Below are 19,135 nucleotides of genomic sequence, written 5' to 3'. Positions count from 1 at the left end.
AGGCGGGCGAGAATATCGCCCGCTAGCGGCTGCGCTTGGCGTGCCGCTCCCAGTTCTCCTGCTTTGCTTCATCGGATTTACGCAGTGAAACGTAGCATGCCCCGCTGCCGCCGTGATGCGGCAGCGCCACGCAGAAGGCCTGTACATCCTCGAACTCGGTTAACCAGCGCGCCAGATAGCTGCGCACCACATTAGGATGTGAGTTCTGCTCCCGCCCTTTCCCGTGAATAATAATCAGGTTACGTAACCCGTCACGTCTGGCCTGGCAGATAAAAGAATAGAGCATCTGACGGCAGCGTTCGGCGGGCTGACGCAGGAGGTTTAAGCTGGCCTGGCGGGCATATTTACCCGAGCGCAGCTTATCGATAACGCCCTGCTGCACCCCTTCGCGCTGGAACGCCAGCGGTTCTTCCAGGGGAAGAAGGTCAAGAAAATCCAGCGTCAGGAAGTTATCCAGCTGTTCACTATCCACCTCCTGGCGCGTCCGCGTATTGCGGCTGGGCTGCCAGTGAATATCCGGGCCACGCTTCAGCGGCTGGACATCTTCCATGGCGTCAAGAAAAAAGGATTTGTCGTCAGGGTTCATGGATATCCTCCGGCTACAACTGAGGACGGTACTATACCTGCGCCCGAGACAGGCCTCAATCACCGTTACAGGCCGTCGTGCGCAACAAATATTAACCTGATGAATATATATAGTATTTATAAAATAAACTTAAATATGACTTAACTAAAATTTCAGCAAAGATGAAATAAGTGATTTGTGTTAAATTTTCGTAAAATCAAACACTCAATATCCTTTCATTTTGCGGGAAAGGTGTTATACCTAAATATACCTGCTTCATGGATATAATACTCAGGATTGGCGAAAGGACGCACTGCTGTGTGTACTGGAGGATCTGTCTGATGTCGGGCAGATCCTGTTTTTTTATTATCTCACTTTCACGCCACGATTATTTTCCTCGCTTCCCGCCTGAACTGTGTAATTAATGATTCAGCCAGGGGCGTCTGACGTGAATCGCGGCGCTGAATTAAATAATATGCTGCTTTCGGAAGCGATTCGACAACCGGCAGCATGACCAGGCGGTGCGCCAGCAGCGGGTCACACCCTAGCTCCTGCGGCAATATGCTTAGAAAATCACTTTGCGCAACCAGACTAATACAGGAGGAAAAGGTTTCGCAGACCACACCAATTCGCGGTATTTGCGAGCGATGGCTAAATACCTCTTCTAACTGCTTATAATAACTTCCCCGCGGCGTCGGCATTGTCCAGTTATAATGCAGAAGTTCATTAATTGACGTTGCCCCTGTTGCCGGATGCCCTTCGCGACAAAATACCGCAAACGGCTTCTCGAAGAGTTTTTCAAACGTAAATTCCTGGTCGTAAGGTCCCTGATAATAGGTGTTGATGGTGAAGTCCAGTTCGCCCTGCCGTAATTCGTTAATCATCGACACCAGCTGTCCTTCCATTATCCGCACTTTGACCTGCGGATGTTGGGCATGAAAGCGGGTGATGACGGCGGGCATCAGGCTGCGCGAAACGCTGGCCCCCATCCCGATGTTGATCTGCCCGGCCTGTTCCCCCTGCCGCTGACGAATATCATCCTGCGCCGCGCGCAGCTCTTCCAGAATTAGCCGGGCGCGCTGGTAAAAGCCCTCGCCGCATTCGGTCAACGCGACGCCCTTACTCCTGCGCACGAAAAGCTGCGCCGCCATGCCCTCCTCCAGCTCTTTGATGGATTTGGTCAATGCCGGCTGGGAAAGATTCAGCGTCCTGCTGGCACCGCGAATGCTGCCCTGGCGAGCAACTTCAACAAACGCCCGGAGATGATGGAATTTAACCTGAAATGACATAGCCCGACCGATAACCGTTGTTTATCAGAGTAAAGAAACTGTCATCTACTTTACTGGAAAGGGATGTGCGAGGGTAATTCCTGAACGGTTAAAACTGTGAAATATCGGTTAGTGATAAGTAAAAACTATCACAGCGTGAAGCAGTTCACATATTTTAATGATGACAGGAACAGATATGGACACACTGGCGCAGTACATCCAGACGTTAACCCCGCAGCTGAGCGCGTGGCGTCGCGATTTTCACCATTATGCGGAATCCGGCTGGGTAGAGTTTCGTACCGCCGCGAAAGTCGCGGAGACCCTGGACTCGCTGGGTTACGCGCTGGCGATGGGGCGCGACGTCGTCGATGCCGAAAGCCGGATGGGGCTGCCCGATGACGCGACCCTGGCGCGAGAATTTGCCCGCGCGCGCGCGCAAGGCGCGCCTGAGAAATGGCTGGCGCCGTTTGAAGGCGGCTTTACCGGCATTGTTGCCACCCTGAATACCGGCCGCCCTGGCCCAACCCTGGCGTTTCGCGTGGACATGGACGCCCTTGATTTAAGCGAAGCGCTCAACGACAGCCATCGCCCGTTCCGCGACGGGTTTGCCTCCTGCAATCCGGGAATGATGCACGCCTGCGCACACGACGGCCACACCACCATTGGTCTGGGGCTGGCACAGGTGCTTAAGCAGAATGAAGCCCGGCTGAACGGCACCATCAAGCTGATCTTCCAGCCTGCCGAAGAAGGAACGCGCGGCGCGCGCGCCATGGTTGCCGCCGGGGCGCTGGATGACGTGGACTATTTCACGGCCATTCATATTGGCACCGGCGTACCTGCCGGGACGGTAATCTGCGGCAGCGATAACTTTATGGCTACCACCAAGTTCGACGTGAGCTTCACCGGCGTGGCCGCACACGCGGGCGGTAAACCGGAGGACGGTCGTAACGCCCTGCTCGCCGCCGCGCAGGCCGCCCTCGCCCTGCACAGCATCGCCCCGCACAGCGACGGCGCATCCCGGGTAAACGTCGGCGTGATGCAGGCGGGCAGCGGACGCAACGTGGTCCCCGCGAATGCGCTGATGAAGGTTGAAACCCGCGGTGAAAGCGAAGCGATTAATCAGTATGTCTTTGAACGCGCGCAGGCGGTGATTACCGGCGCGGCGGCGCTCTACGGCGTGAGCGCGGAGATGCGCCTGATGGGGGCAGCCACCTCCAGCGCGCCGACGCCGGCCTGGGTTGATTATCTGCGCGAACAGGCGAGCCAGGTTTCCGGGGTTGTTCACGCCATCGATAAGGTGAAAGCCCCGGCCGGATCCGAAGACGCCACGCTGATGATGGCCCGCGTGCAGCAGAACGGCGGCATGGCGTCCTATATGGTGTTTGGCACGGATTTGAGCGCCGGACATCACAACGAAAAATTCGACTTCGATGAGCAGGTGATGCCTGTCGCCATCGAAACGCTGGCGCGAACTGCGCTGAATTTCCCGTGGACGCGAGGTGTGTAATGCAGGAGAACTACGCTTTTATTGCCGATGCGATCGATACGCGATGTCGGACGTTAACCGATATTGCCGACGCGATCTGGGATCGCCCCGAAACCCGCTTTGAAGAGTTCTGGTCCGCCGAACGGCTGGCCAGCGAGCTGGAAGCCGAAGGCTTCACGCTGACCCGCGAGGCAGGCGGTATTCCAAATGCCTTTATCGCCAGCTTCGGCAGCGGAAAACCGGTTATCGCCCTGTTGGGCGAGTACGACGCGCTGGCCGGGTTAAGCCAGCAGGCACACTGCGCGACCGCGCAAACCGCCACGCCGGGGGCTAACGGCCACGGCTGCGGACATAACCTCTTAGGCACCGCGGCGCTTGCGGGCGCGGTGGCGGTGAAAAGCTGGCTGGAGCAGCACGGCGGCAGCGGAACGGTGCGTTTTTACGGCTGTCCCGGTGAAGAAGGCGGCTCCGGGAAAACCTTTATGGTGCGCGAAGGGCTGTTTGATGACGTCGATGCCGCCGTCACCTGGCACCCGGAAGCCTTTGCCGGGATGTTTAACGTCAGCACGCTGGCGAATATTCAGGCCGCCTGGCGTTTTCACGGCGTGGCGGCGCACGCGGCCAACTCCCCTCACCTGGGACGCAGCGCGCTGGACGCCGTGACGCTGATGACCACCGGCACCAACTTCCTTAACGAACACATTATCGAGAAAGCGCGCGTCCATTACGCCATTACCGATACCGGCGGGATTTCGCCCAACGTGGTGCAGGCGCAGGCCGAGGTGCTGTACCTGATCCGCGCCCCGGAGATGGCGGATGCGCAGCAAATCTACGAGCGCATCGAGAAAATTGCCCAGGGCGCGGCGTTGATGACTGAAACCACCGTCGAATGCCGCTTTGATAAAGCCTGCTCCAGCTATCTGCCGAACCGCACGCTTGAGGCGGCGATGTATCGCGCCCTGCAGCACTACGGCACGCCGGAGTGGACCGACGAAGAGCGAGAGTTTGCCCGCGAGATCCGCGCCACGCTGACGCCCAACGATTTGCAAAACAGCCTGAAAAATATTGCCGCCACGGGTGGCGAAGCGGGTAAAGCGTTTGCCCGTCGTCATCAGGCGACGCTGCTGGTGGATGAAGTCGCGCCTTATGCCGTCACCGACAACGTGTTGGCAGGTTCAACCGACGTGGGTGACGTCAGCTGGAAAATGCCGGTCGCCCAGTGCTTCAGCCCCTGCTTTACCGTCGGCACGCCGCTGCACACCTGGCAACTGGTATCTCAGGGGCGAACCTCTATTGCCCACAAAGGCATGCTGCTGGCCGGGAAAGTGATGGGCGCGACCGCGCTCAATCTGCTGCAGGACGCCGCGCTGCTGAAAAAATGCCGCGAAGAGTTCGAACAACAAATACAAGAAAAACCGTACGTGTGTCCGATCCCAGGAGGCGTGACACCGTCACCTTTAAAATAAAAAAACACAACACAACAACACAACAACACAACAGTCCCGAGGAACGCCCATGAGTATGTCATCCATACCTTCGCATTCCCCATCCGGTAAGCTCTATGGCTGGGTTGAAAGGATCGGCAATAAAGTGCCGCACCCTTTCCTGCTTTTTATCTATTTGATTGTGATTTTGATGGTCGCCACCGCCGTGCTCTCCGCCTTTGACGTCAGCGTGCGCAGCCCAGCCGACGGGAGCCTGGTGGCGGTGAAAAACCTGCTGAGCATTGAAGGGCTACACTGGTTTTTACCCAACGTGATTAAAAACTTCAGCGGATTTGCCCCGCTCGGCGCCATTCTGGCGCTGGTGCTGGGCGCCGGGCTGGCTGAACGCGTCGGCCTGTTGCCCGCATTGATGGTGAAGATGGCTTCTCACGTCAGCGCGCGCTACGCGAGCTACATGGTGCTGTTTATCGCCTTCTTCAGCCATATCTCCTCCGACGCCGCGCTGGTGATCATGCCGCCGATGGGGGCGCTGATCTTCCTCGCCGTCGGGCGCCATCCCGTGGCGGGGCTGCTGTCCGCGATTGCAGGCGTGGGCTGCGGCTTTACCGCCAATCTGCTGATCGTGACCACCGACGTGTTGCTCTCGGGCATCAGTACGGAGGCGGCGAAAACCATTGATGCGGCCATGCACGTCAGCGTGATCGACAACTGGTACTTTATGGCAAGCTCGGTGATTGTCCTGACGATTGTCGGCGGGCTGATTACCGATAAGATCGTCGAGCCGCGACTGGGTAAATGGGAAGGCCGCAGTGATGAAAAGCTGGAAACGCTGAGCAAAGAGCAGCGCTTCGGCCTGCGCGTGGCGGGGATTGTCTCGCTGGCGTTTATTGCCGCGGTGGCGCTGATGGTGGTGCCGGAAAACGGCATATTGCGCGATCCGGTTAAACATACCGTCCTGCCCTCGCCGTTTATCCAGGGCATCGTGCCGCTGATTATTCTGTTTTTCTTTGTCGTCTCGCTCGCCTACGGTATCGCCACCGGTAAAATCCGCCGCCAGGGCGATCTGCCGCAGCTGATGATCGAGCCGATGAAAGAGATGGCGGGCTTTATCGTGATGGTGTTCCCGCTGGCCCAGTTTGTGGCGATGTTTAACTGGAGCAACATGGGCAAGTTTATGGCCGTGGGCCTGACCGACGCGCTGGAGGCGGCCGGGTTAAGCGGCGTACCGGCGTTTGTCGGCCTGGCGCTGCTCTCCTCCCTGCTGTGCATGTTTATCGCCAGCGGCTCCGCCATCTGGTCGATTCTGGCCCCGATCTTTGTGCCGATGTTTATGATGCTGGGGTTCCACCCGGCTTTCGCGCAGATCCTGTTCCGCATCGCGGACTCTTCGGTCATTCCGCTGGCGCCGGTTTCGCCGTTTGTTCCGCTGTTTTTAGGCTTCCTCCAGCGCTATAAACCCGAGGCCAAACTGGGTACCTACTATTCGCTGGTTTTACCCTACCCGCTTATCTTTTTAGGGGTATGGCTGGTGATGCTGGTGGCATGGTATCTTGTCGGCCTGCCGATTGGACCGGGGATTTACCCGAGGCTGAACTAAAGGAATGAGGATGCTGAGATTACTCGAAGACAAGATTGCGACGCCGCTTGGCCCGCTGTGGGTGATCGCGGACGAGCAGTTTTGTCTGCGCGCCGTTGAGTGGGAAGAGCACAGCGACCGCATGGAAGAACTGCTTGCGATTCACTACCGCTCACAGGGGTATGAACGTATCCGCGCCACCAATCCGGGTGGACTGAGCGACAAGCTAGAAGCGTACTTCGAAGGCGATCTCAGCATCATCGACACGCTGCCCACCGCCACGGCAGGCACCCCTTTTCAGCGCGAAGTGTGGCAGGCGCTGCGGGCCATTCCCTGCGGACAGGTGATGCATTACGGCCAACTCGCGGAGCAGTTAGGTCGCGCAGGGGCCGCACGGGCCGTAGGCGCCGCGAACGGCTCTAATCCGGTCAGCATCGTGGTGCCCTGCCATCGCGTTATTGGCCGCAACGGTACCCTGACAGGCTATGCCGGCGGCGTGCAGCGAAAAGAGTGGTTACTGCGTCACGAAGGGTATCTTTTGCTCTAGTTCCCAGGCTTTTTGTGCTTAATTTTCTACCGGTTAGGCTAAAAATCCATAATCAAGCTGTGGAATTTCAAGAAGATGGCGACGCATTGTCGTCTCTTGTCCTTATTGAGGGTTTGTCAGGCTTACGTACTTACCAAAAAGATGTTAAAATTGACCAATATCAATTAAGGCTTGAGCAAACCTATGATCCCGGAAAAGCGAATTATACGACGCATTCAGTCTGGCGGTTGTGCTATCCATTGCCAGGATTGCAGCATCAGCCAGCTCTGTATCCCGTTTACCCTGAATGAGCATGAACTCGATCAGCTTGATAATATCATCGAGCGTAAAAAGCCTATTCAGAAAGGGCAGACGCTGTTTAAAGCGGGAGACGAACTGAAATCGCTCTATGCTATCCGTTCTGGCACCATCAAGAGCTACACCATCACCGAGCAGGGTGATGAGCAGATCACCGGCTTCCATCTGGCAGGTGACCTGGTAGGCTTTGATGCCATCGGTACGGGCCATCACCCGAGCTTTGCTCAGGCACTCGAAACCTCGATGGTTTGCGAAATTCCGTTTGAAACCCTGGACGATCTGTCCGGCAAGATGCCTAACCTGCGTCAGCAGATGATGCGTCTGATGAGCGGTGAGATCAAAGGCGATCAGGACATGATTCTGCTGCTTTCTAAAAAGAACGCAGAAGAGCGTCTGGCCGCGTTTATCTACAACCTCTCCCGCCGCTTCGCCGAGCGTGGCTTCTCGCCGCGTGAATTCCGTCTGACCATGACGCGTGGCGATATCGGTAACTACCTGGGTCTGACCGTGGAAACCATCAGCCGTCTGCTGGGTCGTTTCCAGAAAAGCGGGATGCTGGCCGTTAAGGGTAAATATATCACTATCGAAAACGGTGAAGCGCTGGCCGTTCTTGCCGGGCACGCCCGCAACGTGGCGTAAACGCCATACGTATACAGCCAGACCGATAAATTTTCCTGATTTAGCGGTCTGGCCTGTCACCCCGTCCTTTATCTGACCTTTTCACCGTAGCACGTCCCCACACAGCACCCAAAAGGTTCTCGTTGAGGTTATCAATTGAGAGAAAGTTTGTTTTTCGTTTCAGTCGTGATTGCCTCCGTGACCTTTATCTTCATCTGGATCATGCTTGTCGGCCCAATGAAGGGGGAGGAAAAAACCTACGTTCAGGATTCCACGACCTTTGCGATAGCGGTGATGGTGCTGCTGTTTATTGCGTTTGTTGCGGTAACGACCACGGTGCTTTTCCTCTGATAAATTTTCATGAATTATTGATCTGGCAAAACCTCCCCTCTGTTTCATTCAGGATATATAGGTTACTCTTTTAATTACAGACTGTGGTGACAGTAGTAAGGAGACCTGTATGGCCAAGTATCAAAACATGCTGGTAGCAATCGATCCGAATCAGGACGATCAGCCGGCATTACGACGTGCTGTGTATTTACATCAACGGATTGGTGGCAAAATCAAAGCGTTTTTGCCGATCTATGACTTCTCGTATGAGATGACCACCCTTCTGTCGCCTGACGAGCGCACCGCTATGCGTCAGGGCGTCATCAGCCAGCGTACCGCGTGGATCCGCGAACAGGCGAAGTATTACCTGGAAGCGGGTGTGCCCATTGATATTAAAGTGGTCTGGCACAACCGACCTTTTGAAGCCATCATTCAGGAAGTCGTTGCCGGTGGGCACGATCTGCTGCTGAAGATGGCGCACCAGCACGACAAGCTGGAATCCGTGATCTTCACCCCGACCGACTGGCATTTGCTGCGTAAATGCCCTTGCCCGGTCTGGATGGTGAAAGACCAGCCGTGGCCTGAAGGCGGGAAAGCCGTTGTGGCGGTAAACCTCGCCAGCGAAGAGGATTACCACAATTCACTGAACGAGAAGCTGGTGAAGGAGACTATCCAGCTTGCCGACCAGGTCAATCATACCGAAGTGCATCTGGTTGGCGCCTATCCGGTCACCCCGATTAACATCGCCATTGAACTGCCGGAATTTGACCCGAGCGTGTACAACGACGCGATCCGCGGTCAGCATCTGCTGGCCATGAAAGCGCTGCGCCAGAAATTCAGCATCGATGAGAAAATGACCCACGTGGAAAAAGGGCTGCCTGAAGAGGTGATCCCGGACCTGGCTGAACACCTGCAGGCGGGGATTGTGGTGCTGGGTACCATTGGCCGTACCGGTATTTCTGCCGCCTTCCTCGGCAATACCGCCGAGCAGGTGATCGACCATCTGCGCTGCGACCTGCTGGTTATCAAGCCGGATGAGTACCAGACGCCGGTTGAGCTCGACGATCCGGAAGACGATTGACCCCTAACGCCCGGCGGCGCAAGCTTGCCGGGCCTACAAAACCGTAGGCCGGGTAAGCGTGAGCGCCACCCGGCAATAAAAAAACCGCCGGATTCGGCGGTTTTTTCGTTTCAACGCAACTTACAGCGCTTTCAGAATCGCATCCACGCTGGCTTTGGCATCGCCAAACAGCATATGGGTGTTCTCTTTGAAGAACAGCGGGTTCTGCACACCGGCATAGCCGGTATTCATTGAACGTTTAAACACGATCACGTTCTGCGCCTTCCACACTTCCAGAACCGGCATCCCGGCGATTGGGCTACGTGGATCGTCCTGCGCCGCCGGGTTAACGGTGTCGTTAGCGCCAATGACCAGCACGGTGTCGGTGTCGGCGAAATCATCGTTGATCTCGTCCATCTCCAGCACGATGTCGTAAGGCACTTTCGCCTCCGCCAGCAGCACGTTCATGTGGCCTGGCAGACGCCCCGCCACCGGGTGAATACCAAAGCGCACCTTGATACCGCGCGCGCGCAGCTTCTCGGTGATTTCCGCCACCGGATACTGCGCCTGTGCCACCGCCATGCCGTAGCCCGGGGTGATAATGACCGAGTGCGAGTTCTTCAGCATCTCGGCGGTATCTTCCGCGCTGATCTCACGGTGCTCACCCACTTCCTCATCGGAACCGGTAGACGAGCCGTCAGAACCAAAGCCACCGGCAATGACGCTGATGAACGAGCGGTTCATCGCCTTACACATGATGTAAGACAGGATCGCACCCGAAGAACCCACCAGCGCACCGGTAACGATCAGCAGGTCGTTGCTCAGCATAAAGCCCGCCGCCGCCGCCGCCCAACCTGAGTAGGAGTTCAGCATGGAGACCACCACTGGCATATCCGCACCACCGATGGACGCCACCAGATGCCAGCCGAAGGCCAGCGCGATGATAGTCATCACCAGCAACGCCAGCACCTGCAGACCGACGCTTTCGGTACGCACGAAGACCACCAGCAGCACAAACGACACCACCAGCGCCGCCAGGTTCAGCTTATGGCGGTTTGGCAGCATCAGCGGCTTAGAGGAAATCTTCCCGCGCAGCTTGCCAAACGCGACAATGGAACCGGTGAAGGTGACCGCACCGATGAAGATACCGAGGAACACTTCCGTCAGGTGAATATTCACCAGAATCGGTTCCAGACCCGGCGTGTGGTACAGGTAGCTGTTGAAGCCCACCAGCACCGCGGCCAGACCCACAAAGCTGTGCAGAATCGCCACCAGCTCCGGCATCTCGGTCATTTCAACGCGTTTCGCCAGGCGAATACCAATCGCACCGCCGATGATCATCGCCACCAGGATCCACGCTACGTTGCCAGTATCCGGCCCGAAGATGGTGGCAATCAGCGCAATCGCCATCCCGGCGATACCAAAGTTATTCCCCTGCTGAGACGTTTCGTGTTTGGAAAGCCCCGCCAGACTGAAAATAAACAGGATTGCAGCAACAATGTATGCGGCTGTCACTAATCCTCCAGACATATGCTACCCCTTAGCCTTTACGAAACATTTTCAGCATGCGCTGAGTCACGGTGAAACCACCGAAAATATTGATACTGGCGATCAGCACCGCGATAAAGCTCAGGAAGCTGATCCAGCCGCCGTGGCCAATCTGCAGTAACGCCCCCACCACGATGATCCCGGAGATGGCGTTGGTTACCGACATCAGCGGCGTATGCAGCGCATGGGAGACGTTCCACACCACGTAGTAGCCCACAACGCAGGAGAGCGCGAAGACGGTAAAGTGGCCGAGGAACTCTTTCGGCGCGACGTCAGCCAGCCAGCCGAAGAGAATAATCACCAGCGCCATGATCGCGTATTTGCGCCACGGGGAAGCCGGTTTGGCAGGTTCTTTTGGCTCAGGCGCCGCTTTAGGCGCTGCCTGAGGCTGGGCCGAAACCTGAATCGGCGGCGCAGGCCAGGTAATTTCACCTTCACGCACCACGGTCACACCGCGCACCACCACATCGTCAAAATCGACGGTGATGTTGCCGTCTTTCTCTTTGCAAAGCAGCTTCAGCAGGTTGACGAGGTTAGTGCCGTACAGCTGAGAAGACTGGGTCGGCAGGCGACCCGGCAGATCGGTATAGCCGATCACCTTCACGCCGTTCGCGGTCGTGGTCACCTGATTCGCTACGGTATATTCGCAGTTGCCGCCGTTTTGCGCAGCCAGGTCGACAATCACGCTGCCCGACTTCATGGAGTCAACCATTTCACGGGTAATCAGCTTCGGCGCTGGTTTGCCCGGGATAAGCGCGGTGGTGACAATGATGTCGACATCTTTCGCCTGGGCGGCGAAAAGTTCCATTTCGGCTTTGATAAAGGCTTCCGACATCACCTTCGCGTAACCATCACCGCTGCCCGCTTCTTCCTTGAAGTCCAGCTCAAGGAATTCGGCACCCATACTCTGGACCTGTTCCTTCACTTCAGGACGGGTATCGAACGCGCGCACGATAGCGCCCAGGCTGTTTGCCGCACCGATGGCGGCAAGTCCCGCCACGCCCGCGCCAATCACCATCACCTTCGCAGGAGGGACTTTACCCGCCGCGGTGATCTGACCGGTAAAGAAGCGCCCAAATTCGTGGGCCGCTTCAACGATGGCGCGGTAGCCCGCAATGTTTGCCATCGAACTTAAGGCGTCCAGCGACTGGGCGCGCGAAATACGCGGCACGGAGTCCATCGCCATGACGGTAACGCCGCGCGCGGCCAGCTTTTCCATCAGCTCAGGATTTTGCGCAGGCCAGATAAAGCTCACCAGCGTGGTGCCCGGATTCAGCAGCGCAATCTCACTCTCTTCCGGTGCGTTGACCTTCAGAATTACAGGCGACTGCCATACGTCGGCACCGTCCACCACTTCCGCGCCAGCCTGGATAAAGGCCTCGTCATCGAAACTCGCCAGTTTGCCTGCGCCGCTTTCAACCGCGACGGTAAAACCCAGCTTAAGCAGTTGCTCCACCGTTTTCGGTGTTGCCGCTACGCGGGTTTCATTGGCTAACCGTTCTTTTGGTACCCCAATACGCATAGTTTTCCCTTCCATCGGTTTTTGATGATGGTTTATCGATAAATGCCCGCGGTTTGTATCATTTTTCGCCATCACACAAGCAATGAGACACAATTCACCCCGGAAAATAAAACAGTAACAAACTGTCTATAACCTACTGAAAATACCGGCCGTGATCTACCGCCAGAAAACACTATTTCTTACTTTATCTGTGAAAAATAAGCGATCGGCGTCACTGACAGTGATATTTACCTTAAATTCATCGCCAGAACCGATAATTCGCGCAAGCGAAGCGGTAAAAACATGATATAGCGCCATAAGAGAACAACTTATTAACATTAAATTAACTTGTAAAAGTCATAAGCTTTATCAGTTTTACTTGTCAAACGCGTGTTTTTTCAACATATCACTAAATGTTATCGAATAAGGTGATTCAGTGAGCACTGGCTGTGAAAAATGGCGCAGACAGCGACGGGTTTTAAATGCCATAATCGGAACCGTCTCAAATTAACAACAATACCAGTACATGGTTTGCGCAAGGCGAAGGATCATTTTTATGAAGCTTAAGAACACACTCCTGGCGTCCGCACTTCTCTCCGCGACCGCCCTGTCTGCGAATGCCGCAACAGAGTTAACGCCGGAGCAAGCGGCAGCGTTAAAACCTTTTGACCATAAGGTCATTGTGGGTCGTTATAATTCTATTGGCGACGCCGTCGCCGCTGCATCAAAGGCCGCTGATAAAAACGGGGCAGCATCGTTTTATGTTGTTGACCAGTCTGATAACGGCAACAGCGGTAACCAGCGCGTGACTATTGCGCTGTATAAAGACAACGCGCCAAAAGCTGACGCACCGAAAAACCGCGTGATCAACGGTGTTGTTGAACTGCCGAAAGATCAGGCAATTGCGCTGGAACCGTACGACACCGTCACCGTTCAGGGCTTCTACCGCAGCCAGCCTGAAGTGAACGATGCCATCACCAAAGCCGCGAAAGAGAAAGGGGCCTACTCGTTCTACATCGTGCGTCAGGTCGATGCTAACCAGGGCGGCAACCAGCGTATTACCGCGTTCATCTATAAAGAAGATGCGAAGAAACGTGTTCTGCAGAGCCCGGATGCGATTCCGGCGAACTCAGAAGCCGGTCGCGCGGCGATAGCGAAAGGTGGCGAAGAAGCGAAGAAAGTGGAAATCCCAGGCGTCGCAACGACGGCTGCGCCAAGCGCTGAAGTGGGCCGTTTCTTTGAAACGCAGTCCACAAAAGGTGGCCGTTATTCGGTTACGCTGCCAGACGGTACCAAAATTGAAGAGCTGAACAACGCCACTGCCGCGCAGATGGTGCCGTTCGACAGCATCAAATTTACCGGCAACTACGGCAACATGACGGAAGTCTCTTACCAGGTCGCGAAGCGTGCGGCGAAGAAAGGGGCGAAGTTCTACCACATCACCCGCCAGTGGCAGGAACGTGGAAACAACGTGACCATCAGCGCCGACCTGTACAAGTAACAAAATCGTTTAAGAAAGGCGGCGCAATGCCGCCTTTTTTGTTACTTTTTTTGAATTTCTGCCACACGTCATTGCATGCTTTCGTTACACTCCGTAAAATCCCGCGCCTTAGTGTGATCCACCATTTTTATGCGCCTGAGCGAAATAATTATTCTGGATTTTGACCTTTCATAACAGGAAGCCAATGGAAAAGAAACTTGGCCTGAGTGCTCTGACTGCACTCGTTTTAAGCTCAATGCTGGGTGCGGGCGTATTCAGTTTGCCGCAAAATATGGCGGCCGTCGCCAGCCCGTCTGCGCTCATCATTGGCTGGGGCATTACGGGAGTCGGAATATTGCTGCTGGCCTTCGCCATGCTGCTGCTGACCCGCATTCGCCCGGACCTGGACGGCGGCATTTTCACCTATGCCCGTGAAGGCTTCGGCGAGCTGATTGGCTTCTGTTCCGCATGGGGATACTGGCTGTGTGCGGTTATCGCCAACGTCTCCTATCTGGTGATTGTCTTCTCGGCGCTCAGTTTCTTTACCGATACGCCTGAATTGCGCCTCTTTGGCGACGGGAATACCTGGCAGTCTATTGTGGGCGCTTCGGTATTACTGTGGTTCGTCCACTGGCTGGTGCTGCGTGGCGTACAAACGGCCGCCAGCATTAACCTGGTGGCGACGCTCGCGAAGCTGGTTCCGCTCGGCCTGTTTATCGTTCTGGCCTTCATTGCGTTCCGTCTCGACGTGTTTAAGCTCGATTTCAGCGGCGTTGCGCTGGGCGTCCCCGTCTGGGAGCAGGTGAAAAACACGATGCTGATTACCCTGTGGGTATTCATCGGCGTTGAGGGTGCGGTTGTGGTTTCTGCCCGGGCCCGAAATAAACGCGATGTAGGACGCGCCACGCTGCTGGCCGTACTGGCTGCGCTCGGGGTCTATCTGCTGGTAACGCTGCTGTCGCTGGGCGTGGTGGCGCGTCCTGAACTGGCTGAAATGCGTAACCCGTCAATGGCAGGCCTGATGGTGAAAATGCTCGGCCCCTGGGGCGACGTGGTGATTGCGGCGGGTCTTATTATCTCCGTCTGCGGAGCCTACCTGAGCTGGACCATCATGGCGGCAGAAGTGCCCTTCCTGGCCTCTACGCACAAGGCGTTCCCACGGCTGTTTGCGCGTCAAAACAAAAACAGCGCGCCGTCTGCCTCACTCTGGCTGACCAACATCAGCGTTCAGATCTGCCTGGTGCTGATCTGGCTCACAGGTTCAGACTATAACACGCTGCTGACCATCGCCTCGGAGATGATTCTGGTACCCTATTTCTTAGTGGGTGCGTATTTGTTAAAAATTGCCACTCGCCCCGCGCATTATGTCGTGGGTGTCGGAGCCTGTATTTACGGCCTGTGGTTGTTGTATGCTTCCGGACCTATGCATCTGCTGCTGTCAGTGGTGCTGTACGCACCGGGCCTGCTGGTGTTTATCTACGCCCGCCGCACGCATCAGCTGGAGAACGCGCTGAAACGCCGCGAAATGGCATTAATTGGACTCTTACTGGTTGCTGCCGTGCCGGCAACCTGGATGTTAGTGGGATAGCATCGCCTTTCCCATTGTTGAACTGTAAAGGAGAATACGATGGGAAATGCACCGCTTCGCCCCATACTGATCACCGGTGGAGGCCGCCGTATCGGCCTCGCTCTCGCCCATCACTTTCTCAACCTTCGCCATCCGGTCATTGTGAGCTACCGTACGGAATACCCGTCGATTGAAGGGTTACGCAAAGCCGGGGCGGTCTGCATTCAGGCTGATTTTTCAACCGATGAAGGCATTCTGGCCTTTGCGGAAAAGGTGAAATCCACCACTGCGGGGCTGCGCGCCGTGATACATAACGCCAGCGCATGGCTGGCCGAGAAATCCGGTACCTCGCTCAGCGAAACGCTTGCCGCCATGTTGCAGATCCATGTTAATACCCCTTATCTGCTGAACCATGCTCTGCAGGATCTGCTTCGCGGCCACGGGCATGCTGCGGGCGACATCATTCACTTCACTGATTATGTGGTGGAGCGCGGCAGCGACAAGCACATCGCCTATGCGGCCAGTAAAGCCGCGCTGGATAACATGACCCGCTCGTTTGCCCGCAAGCTCGCCCCCGAGGTGAAGGTGAACGCCATCGCCCCGGCGATGATTTTATTCAACGAAAACGATGATGCGGAGTATCGCCAGCAGGCGCTGAATAAGTCGCTCATGAAAATTGCCCCGGGCGAGAAAGAGGTCATCGACCTCGTGGATTACCTGCTCACCAGTTGCTACGTCACCGGCAGAACCTTTGCCGTGGACGGCGGCCGACCGCTGCGTTAGTGAAAGCGGCTCCAGAAGAAAATTAACAGCCAGGCGCTGAGCCCCCAGCAGACCACCGCCCCGCTCAGCGCCAGTGGGAGACGCAGAAAACCGGTGAAATACCACAGCGAAAGCAGGTAGAGAAAATACGGAATGATTGACCACATGCCAAACACGATGGTCGTGCGTAACGCTTCCGTACCGCGTTCAGATGCCACGATATAGTGGGCAATGAGCGCAAAGGTCGGGAAGAGAGGGATCAGCCCGGCAATATAGTAGTTTTTCGTTTTCGCCAGCATGCCAATCAGCAACACCACCAGCGCGCCCAGCCCGGCTTTGATCACCAGCCCCATCGTTTTCCCTATAATAATCAACTCACAATATCAGCCAGAATAACGGAACCGGCGTTAATTTTGAAAGATTAATGGAAGGTTAAGGTTTCGCGGTGTATGTTGGCTTTTTTCACGAAAACAGACGCTGTATGAATAAGATTGTTTATGTTGAAGACGAACCCGAAGTCGGGCAGCTGATCGCCGCCTATCTGGGTAAACATGATATGGACGTCATTGTTGAACCTCGCGGCGATCGTGCCGAAGAGGTGGTCGTCCGTGAAAACCCGGATCTGGTATTGCTGGATATTATGTTGCCAGGCAAAGACGGAATGACGCTCTGCCGGGACCTGCGCGCCCGTTGGGAGGGCCCTATCGTCCTGCTCACCTCACTGGACAGCGATATGAACCATATTTTGTCGCTGGAGATGGGTGCCAATGATTACATTCTGAAAACCACACCGCCTGCCGTCCTGCTCGCTCGCCTGCGCCTCCATTTACGCCAGCACGCCAGCATCGAACGTGAAGCACCGGCGCCGTCTCTGACGCCGCACAAAGCGATGCGCTTCGGTACGCTGTCTATTGATCCGATTAACCGTCAGGTGCTGCTCTCTGGCGAGCTTATCGCCCTTTCCACCGCAGATTTTGACCTGCTGTGGGAGCTGGCAACGCATGCCGGGCAGATCATGGACCGTGACGCGCTGCTGAAAAACCTGCGTGGCGTAAGCTATGACGGAATGGACCGCAGCGTTGACGTGGCGATTTCGCGTCTGCGCAAAAAACTGCAGGATAACGCCACCGAGCCCTACCGCATTAAAACCGTGCGTAACAAGGGCTATCTGTTTGCCCCACATGCGTGGGAAACCTGATCGCCGGATAAGATAACCTGTGCGAAATGAAGGCATTGCGCGACGATGCCTTCTCTTCGGGCGTTTATTTTTACGTTTGCGCAACAATTAACTTGCTAAGCACGCGAACTATTCCATAATTACCTTCTCGACTCTCCTTTCTTCAGCTCGCCCCGCTCTTGCGATTGTTTTACTCATTTTCGCCGTGAAGCTTTCACGACATCTCTCCTAAAAATCTTGAAATGAGGATTTAAGCTTATGAATTATGTATAGCTACGGTCAGGTAGAAGCGATAAAAACCAATCTTGAGTGGATTGTTAATCAGGCAACCCTGAACCACGCCTCCCCCTCACGCACCGATCAAAAAGCGCTCTTTGACCTGCTGGAACTCATTCAGTCTTACGAAATACTGCTGGACCTCATCAGCGAACACGGGACGGATGTAATTGATACGCACATTGCAGAAGGCCTGGCCGTGACGGAAAAACTCATCGCCAAGGTAAAAAACAGCGCGAAAGCCATGTAACACGCTCGACAGACGTGAAAAACTCGAAGGGTTTTCATGTATATTCTGCACATAGCGTTTTTTCGGTGAGATCCAATGAAAAAGCTGTTTGTGCAGTTTTATCTTTTACTGTTTGTCTGCTTCCTGGTAATGACCATGCTGGTCGGGCTGGTCTATAAATTTACCGCCGAACGTGCGGGCAGGCAGTCTCTGGACGACCTGATGAAAAGCTCGCTCTATCTGATGCGCAGCGAGCTGAGAGAGATCCCGCCACACGACTGGGCGAAAACCCTGAAAGAGCTGGATCTCAATCTTTCATTTGATTTACGCATCGAGCCGTTGAAAGATTTCGATCTGGACCCGCCCGCCATGCAGCGTCTGCGCGACGGGGATATCGTCGCGCTGGATGAGAAATACACCTTTATTCAGCGCATTCCGCGCAGCCATTACGTGTTGGCCGTCGGGCCGGTGCCCTATCTCTATTATCTGCATCAGATGCGCCTGCTGGACATGGCGCTGATGGCCTTTATCGCCATTTCACTCGCGTTTCCGGTTTTTATCTGGATGCGCCCGCACTGGCAGGACATGTTGAAGCTGGAATCCGCCGCGCAGCGTTTTGGTGAGGGACACTTTACCGAGCGCATTCACTTCGACAGCGGTTCCAGCTTTGAACGTTTGGGCGTGGCCTTTAACCAGATGGCCGATAACATCAATGCCCTTATCGCCAGTAAGAAACAGCTCATCGACGGGATTGCGCACGAGCTGCGCACGCCGCTGGTGCGCCTGCGCTATCGTCTGGAGATGAGTGAGAATCTGACAGAAGCTGAGTCTCAGGCGCTTAACCGCGACATTGGCCAGCTTGAGGCGCTGATTGAGGAGCTGCTGACCTACGCGCGCCTCGATCGTCCGCAAAACGAACTGAATCTCAGCACGCCGGATCTGCCCGCGTGGCTGCAAACCCACATTGACGACGTTCAGAGCGTGAACCCGCAGCGTACGCTGTTGACGCGCGTTACGCCGGGTGACTACGGAGCACTCGATATGCGCCTGATGGAACGCGTGCTGGACAATCTGATGAACAACGCCATGCGCTACAGCGAAAGTACGCTACAGATTGGGCTGGATTTGCAGGGCAGTCAGGCCAGCCTGACGGTAGAGGATGACGGGCCGGGGATTGCGCCGGAGGCACGCGAAACCGTGTTTGAACCATTTGTCCGCCTCGACCCCAGCCGCGATCGCGCCACCGGAGGCTGTGGTCTGGGGCTGGCGATTGTCTACTCTATCGCGCAGGCAATGGGCGGCACGGTGCATTGCGAGGAGAGCGAGCTTGGCGGCGCGCGCTTCTGCTTTAGCTGGCCGGTATACCATAACATCGCCCTTCCCGTTCCTGCCTGACCTCAACC

General features: G+C 55.7%; 18 protein-coding genes. 13 read left to right on the top strand and 5 right to left on the bottom strand.

Annotated elements, in window-relative coordinates:
- Positions 1 to 22 precede the first annotated feature (22 nt).
- Both smrA and LJA86_RS05490 read right to left on the bottom strand, forming a co-directional pair.
- Positions 23 to 586 (bottom strand): DNA endonuclease SmrA, encoded by a 564-nt coding sequence (gene smrA, locus LJA86_RS05495; RefSeq protein WP_045910355.1) that lies wholly within the window; start codon positions 584 to 586, stop codon positions 23 to 25.
- A 356-nt stretch (positions 587 to 942) separates the two neighbouring features.
- Positions 943 to 1,854 (bottom strand): LysR family transcriptional regulator, encoded by a 912-nt coding sequence (locus LJA86_RS05490; RefSeq protein WP_023292606.1) that lies wholly within the window; start codon positions 1,852 to 1,854, stop codon positions 943 to 945.
- Positions 1,855 to 2,029: 175 nt separating this feature from the next.
- On the opposite strand from LJA86_RS05490, the gene LJA86_RS05485 reads away from it, so the two are divergent.
- From LJA86_RS05485 to uspE, 7 genes are all read left to right on the top strand, one after another.
- Complete coding sequence (locus tag LJA86_RS05485; RefSeq protein WP_229225753.1) at positions 2,030 to 3,340, top strand: M20 family metallo-hydrolase; 1,311 nt, start codon at positions 2,030 to 2,032, stop codon at positions 3,338 to 3,340.
- A complete protein-coding gene (locus LJA86_RS05480) occupies positions 3,340 to 4,785 on the top strand; it encodes a M20 family metallopeptidase (RefSeq protein ID WP_229225752.1) in 1,446 nt (481 codons plus the stop codon). Before LJA86_RS05485 ends, LJA86_RS05480 begins: the two co-directional genes overlap by 1 nt.
- Before the next feature lie 49 nt (positions 4,786 to 4,834).
- Positions 4,835 to 6,361, top strand: coding sequence for a p-aminobenzoyl-glutamate transporter (abgT, locus tag LJA86_RS05475; RefSeq protein ID WP_045910351.1), 1,527 nt, complete (start codon positions 4,835 to 4,837; stop codon positions 6,359 to 6,361).
- Positions 6,362 to 6,371: 10 nt separating this feature from the next.
- Positions 6,372 to 6,887: a methylated-DNA--[protein]-cysteine S-methyltransferase gene (gene ogt / locus LJA86_RS05470; protein ID WP_229225751.1), complete on the top strand. Its 516-nt coding sequence runs from the start codon at positions 6,372 to 6,374 to the stop codon at positions 6,885 to 6,887.
- A gap of 183 nt (positions 6,888 to 7,070) precedes the next feature.
- Positions 7,071 to 7,823, top strand: a complete 753-nt coding sequence (fnr, locus tag LJA86_RS05465; RefSeq protein ID WP_006174991.1) for a fumarate/nitrate reduction transcriptional regulator Fnr — start codon at positions 7,071 to 7,073, stop codon at positions 7,821 to 7,823.
- Positions 7,824 to 7,958: 135 nt separating this feature from the next.
- Positions 7,959 to 8,153 (top strand): hypothetical protein, encoded by a 195-nt coding sequence (locus LJA86_RS05460; protein ID WP_044596726.1) that lies wholly within the window; start codon positions 7,959 to 7,961, stop codon positions 8,151 to 8,153.
- A gap of 109 nt (positions 8,154 to 8,262) precedes the next feature.
- Positions 8,263 to 9,213: a universal stress protein UspE gene (gene uspE / locus LJA86_RS05455; protein ID WP_032640084.1), complete on the top strand. Its 951-nt coding sequence runs from the start codon at positions 8,263 to 8,265 to the stop codon at positions 9,211 to 9,213.
- Between the two features lie 120 nt (positions 9,214 to 9,333).
- Here the strand turns inward: uspE and pntB are convergent, their stop codons facing one another.
- The gene (pntB, locus tag LJA86_RS05450) at positions 9,334 to 10,722 is read right to left on the bottom strand and encodes a Re/Si-specific NAD(P)(+) transhydrogenase subunit beta (RefSeq protein ID WP_021241158.1); all 1,389 of its coding nucleotides are present in this window, start codon (positions 10,720 to 10,722) and stop codon (positions 9,334 to 9,336) included.
- Positions 10,723 to 10,732: 10 nt separating this feature from the next.
- Positions 10,733 to 12,262, bottom strand: a complete 1,530-nt coding sequence (pntA, locus tag LJA86_RS05445; protein ID WP_229225750.1) for a Re/Si-specific NAD(P)(+) transhydrogenase subunit alpha — start codon at positions 12,260 to 12,262, stop codon at positions 10,733 to 10,735.
- A gap of 535 nt (positions 12,263 to 12,797) precedes the next feature.
- Between pntA and ydgH the strand changes: the two genes are divergently transcribed.
- From ydgH to folM, 3 genes are all read left to right on the top strand, one after another.
- Positions 12,798 to 13,742, top strand: coding sequence for a DUF1471 family protein YdgH (ydgH, locus tag LJA86_RS05440; protein WP_045910349.1), 945 nt, complete (start codon positions 12,798 to 12,800; stop codon positions 13,740 to 13,742).
- Positions 13,743 to 13,926: 184 nt separating this feature from the next.
- Positions 13,927 to 15,309 carry an amino acid permease gene (locus tag LJA86_RS05435; protein ID WP_045910348.1) on the top strand — a complete coding sequence of 461 codons (1,383 nt, stop codon included), beginning with the start codon at positions 13,927 to 13,929 and terminating at the stop codon, positions 15,307 to 15,309.
- A 39-nt stretch (positions 15,310 to 15,348) separates the two neighbouring features.
- Positions 15,349 to 16,071, top strand: coding sequence for a dihydromonapterin reductase (folM, locus tag LJA86_RS05430; RefSeq protein WP_229225749.1), 723 nt, complete (start codon positions 15,349 to 15,351; stop codon positions 16,069 to 16,071).
- Here the strand turns inward: folM and LJA86_RS05425 are convergent.
- Positions 16,068 to 16,403, bottom strand: coding sequence for a GlpM family protein (locus LJA86_RS05425; RefSeq protein WP_045910346.1), 336 nt, complete (start codon positions 16,401 to 16,403; stop codon positions 16,068 to 16,070). The genes folM and LJA86_RS05425 overlap by 4 nt on opposite strands.
- A 128-nt stretch (positions 16,404 to 16,531) precedes the next feature.
- On the opposite strand from LJA86_RS05425, the gene rstA reads away from it, so the two are divergent.
- From rstA to rstB, 3 genes are all read left to right on the top strand, one after another.
- Positions 16,532 to 17,248, top strand: a complete 717-nt coding sequence (rstA, locus tag LJA86_RS05420; RefSeq protein ID WP_021241154.1) for a two-component system response regulator RstA — start codon at positions 16,532 to 16,534, stop codon at positions 17,246 to 17,248.
- Positions 17,249 to 17,492: 244 nt separating this feature from the next.
- A complete protein-coding gene (locus tag LJA86_RS05415) occupies positions 17,493 to 17,753 on the top strand; it encodes a hypothetical protein (RefSeq protein ID WP_063621473.1) in 261 nt (86 codons plus the stop codon).
- A 75-nt stretch (positions 17,754 to 17,828) separates the two neighbouring features.
- Positions 17,829 to 19,127 (top strand): two-component system sensor histidine kinase RstB, encoded by a 1,299-nt coding sequence (gene rstB, locus LJA86_RS05410; RefSeq protein WP_229225748.1) that lies wholly within the window; start codon positions 17,829 to 17,831, stop codon positions 19,125 to 19,127.
- Positions 19,128 to 19,135: the final 8 nt, after the last annotated feature.

This window comes from Enterobacter sp. TCD1-1, from assembly GCF_020567405.1.
Lineage (GTDB): Bacteria > Pseudomonadota > Gammaproteobacteria > Enterobacterales > Enterobacteriaceae > Enterobacter > Enterobacter quasiroggenkampii.
Note: the sequence above shows the minus strand (reverse complement) of the source record. Positions and strands in the feature narration are given on the sequence as shown.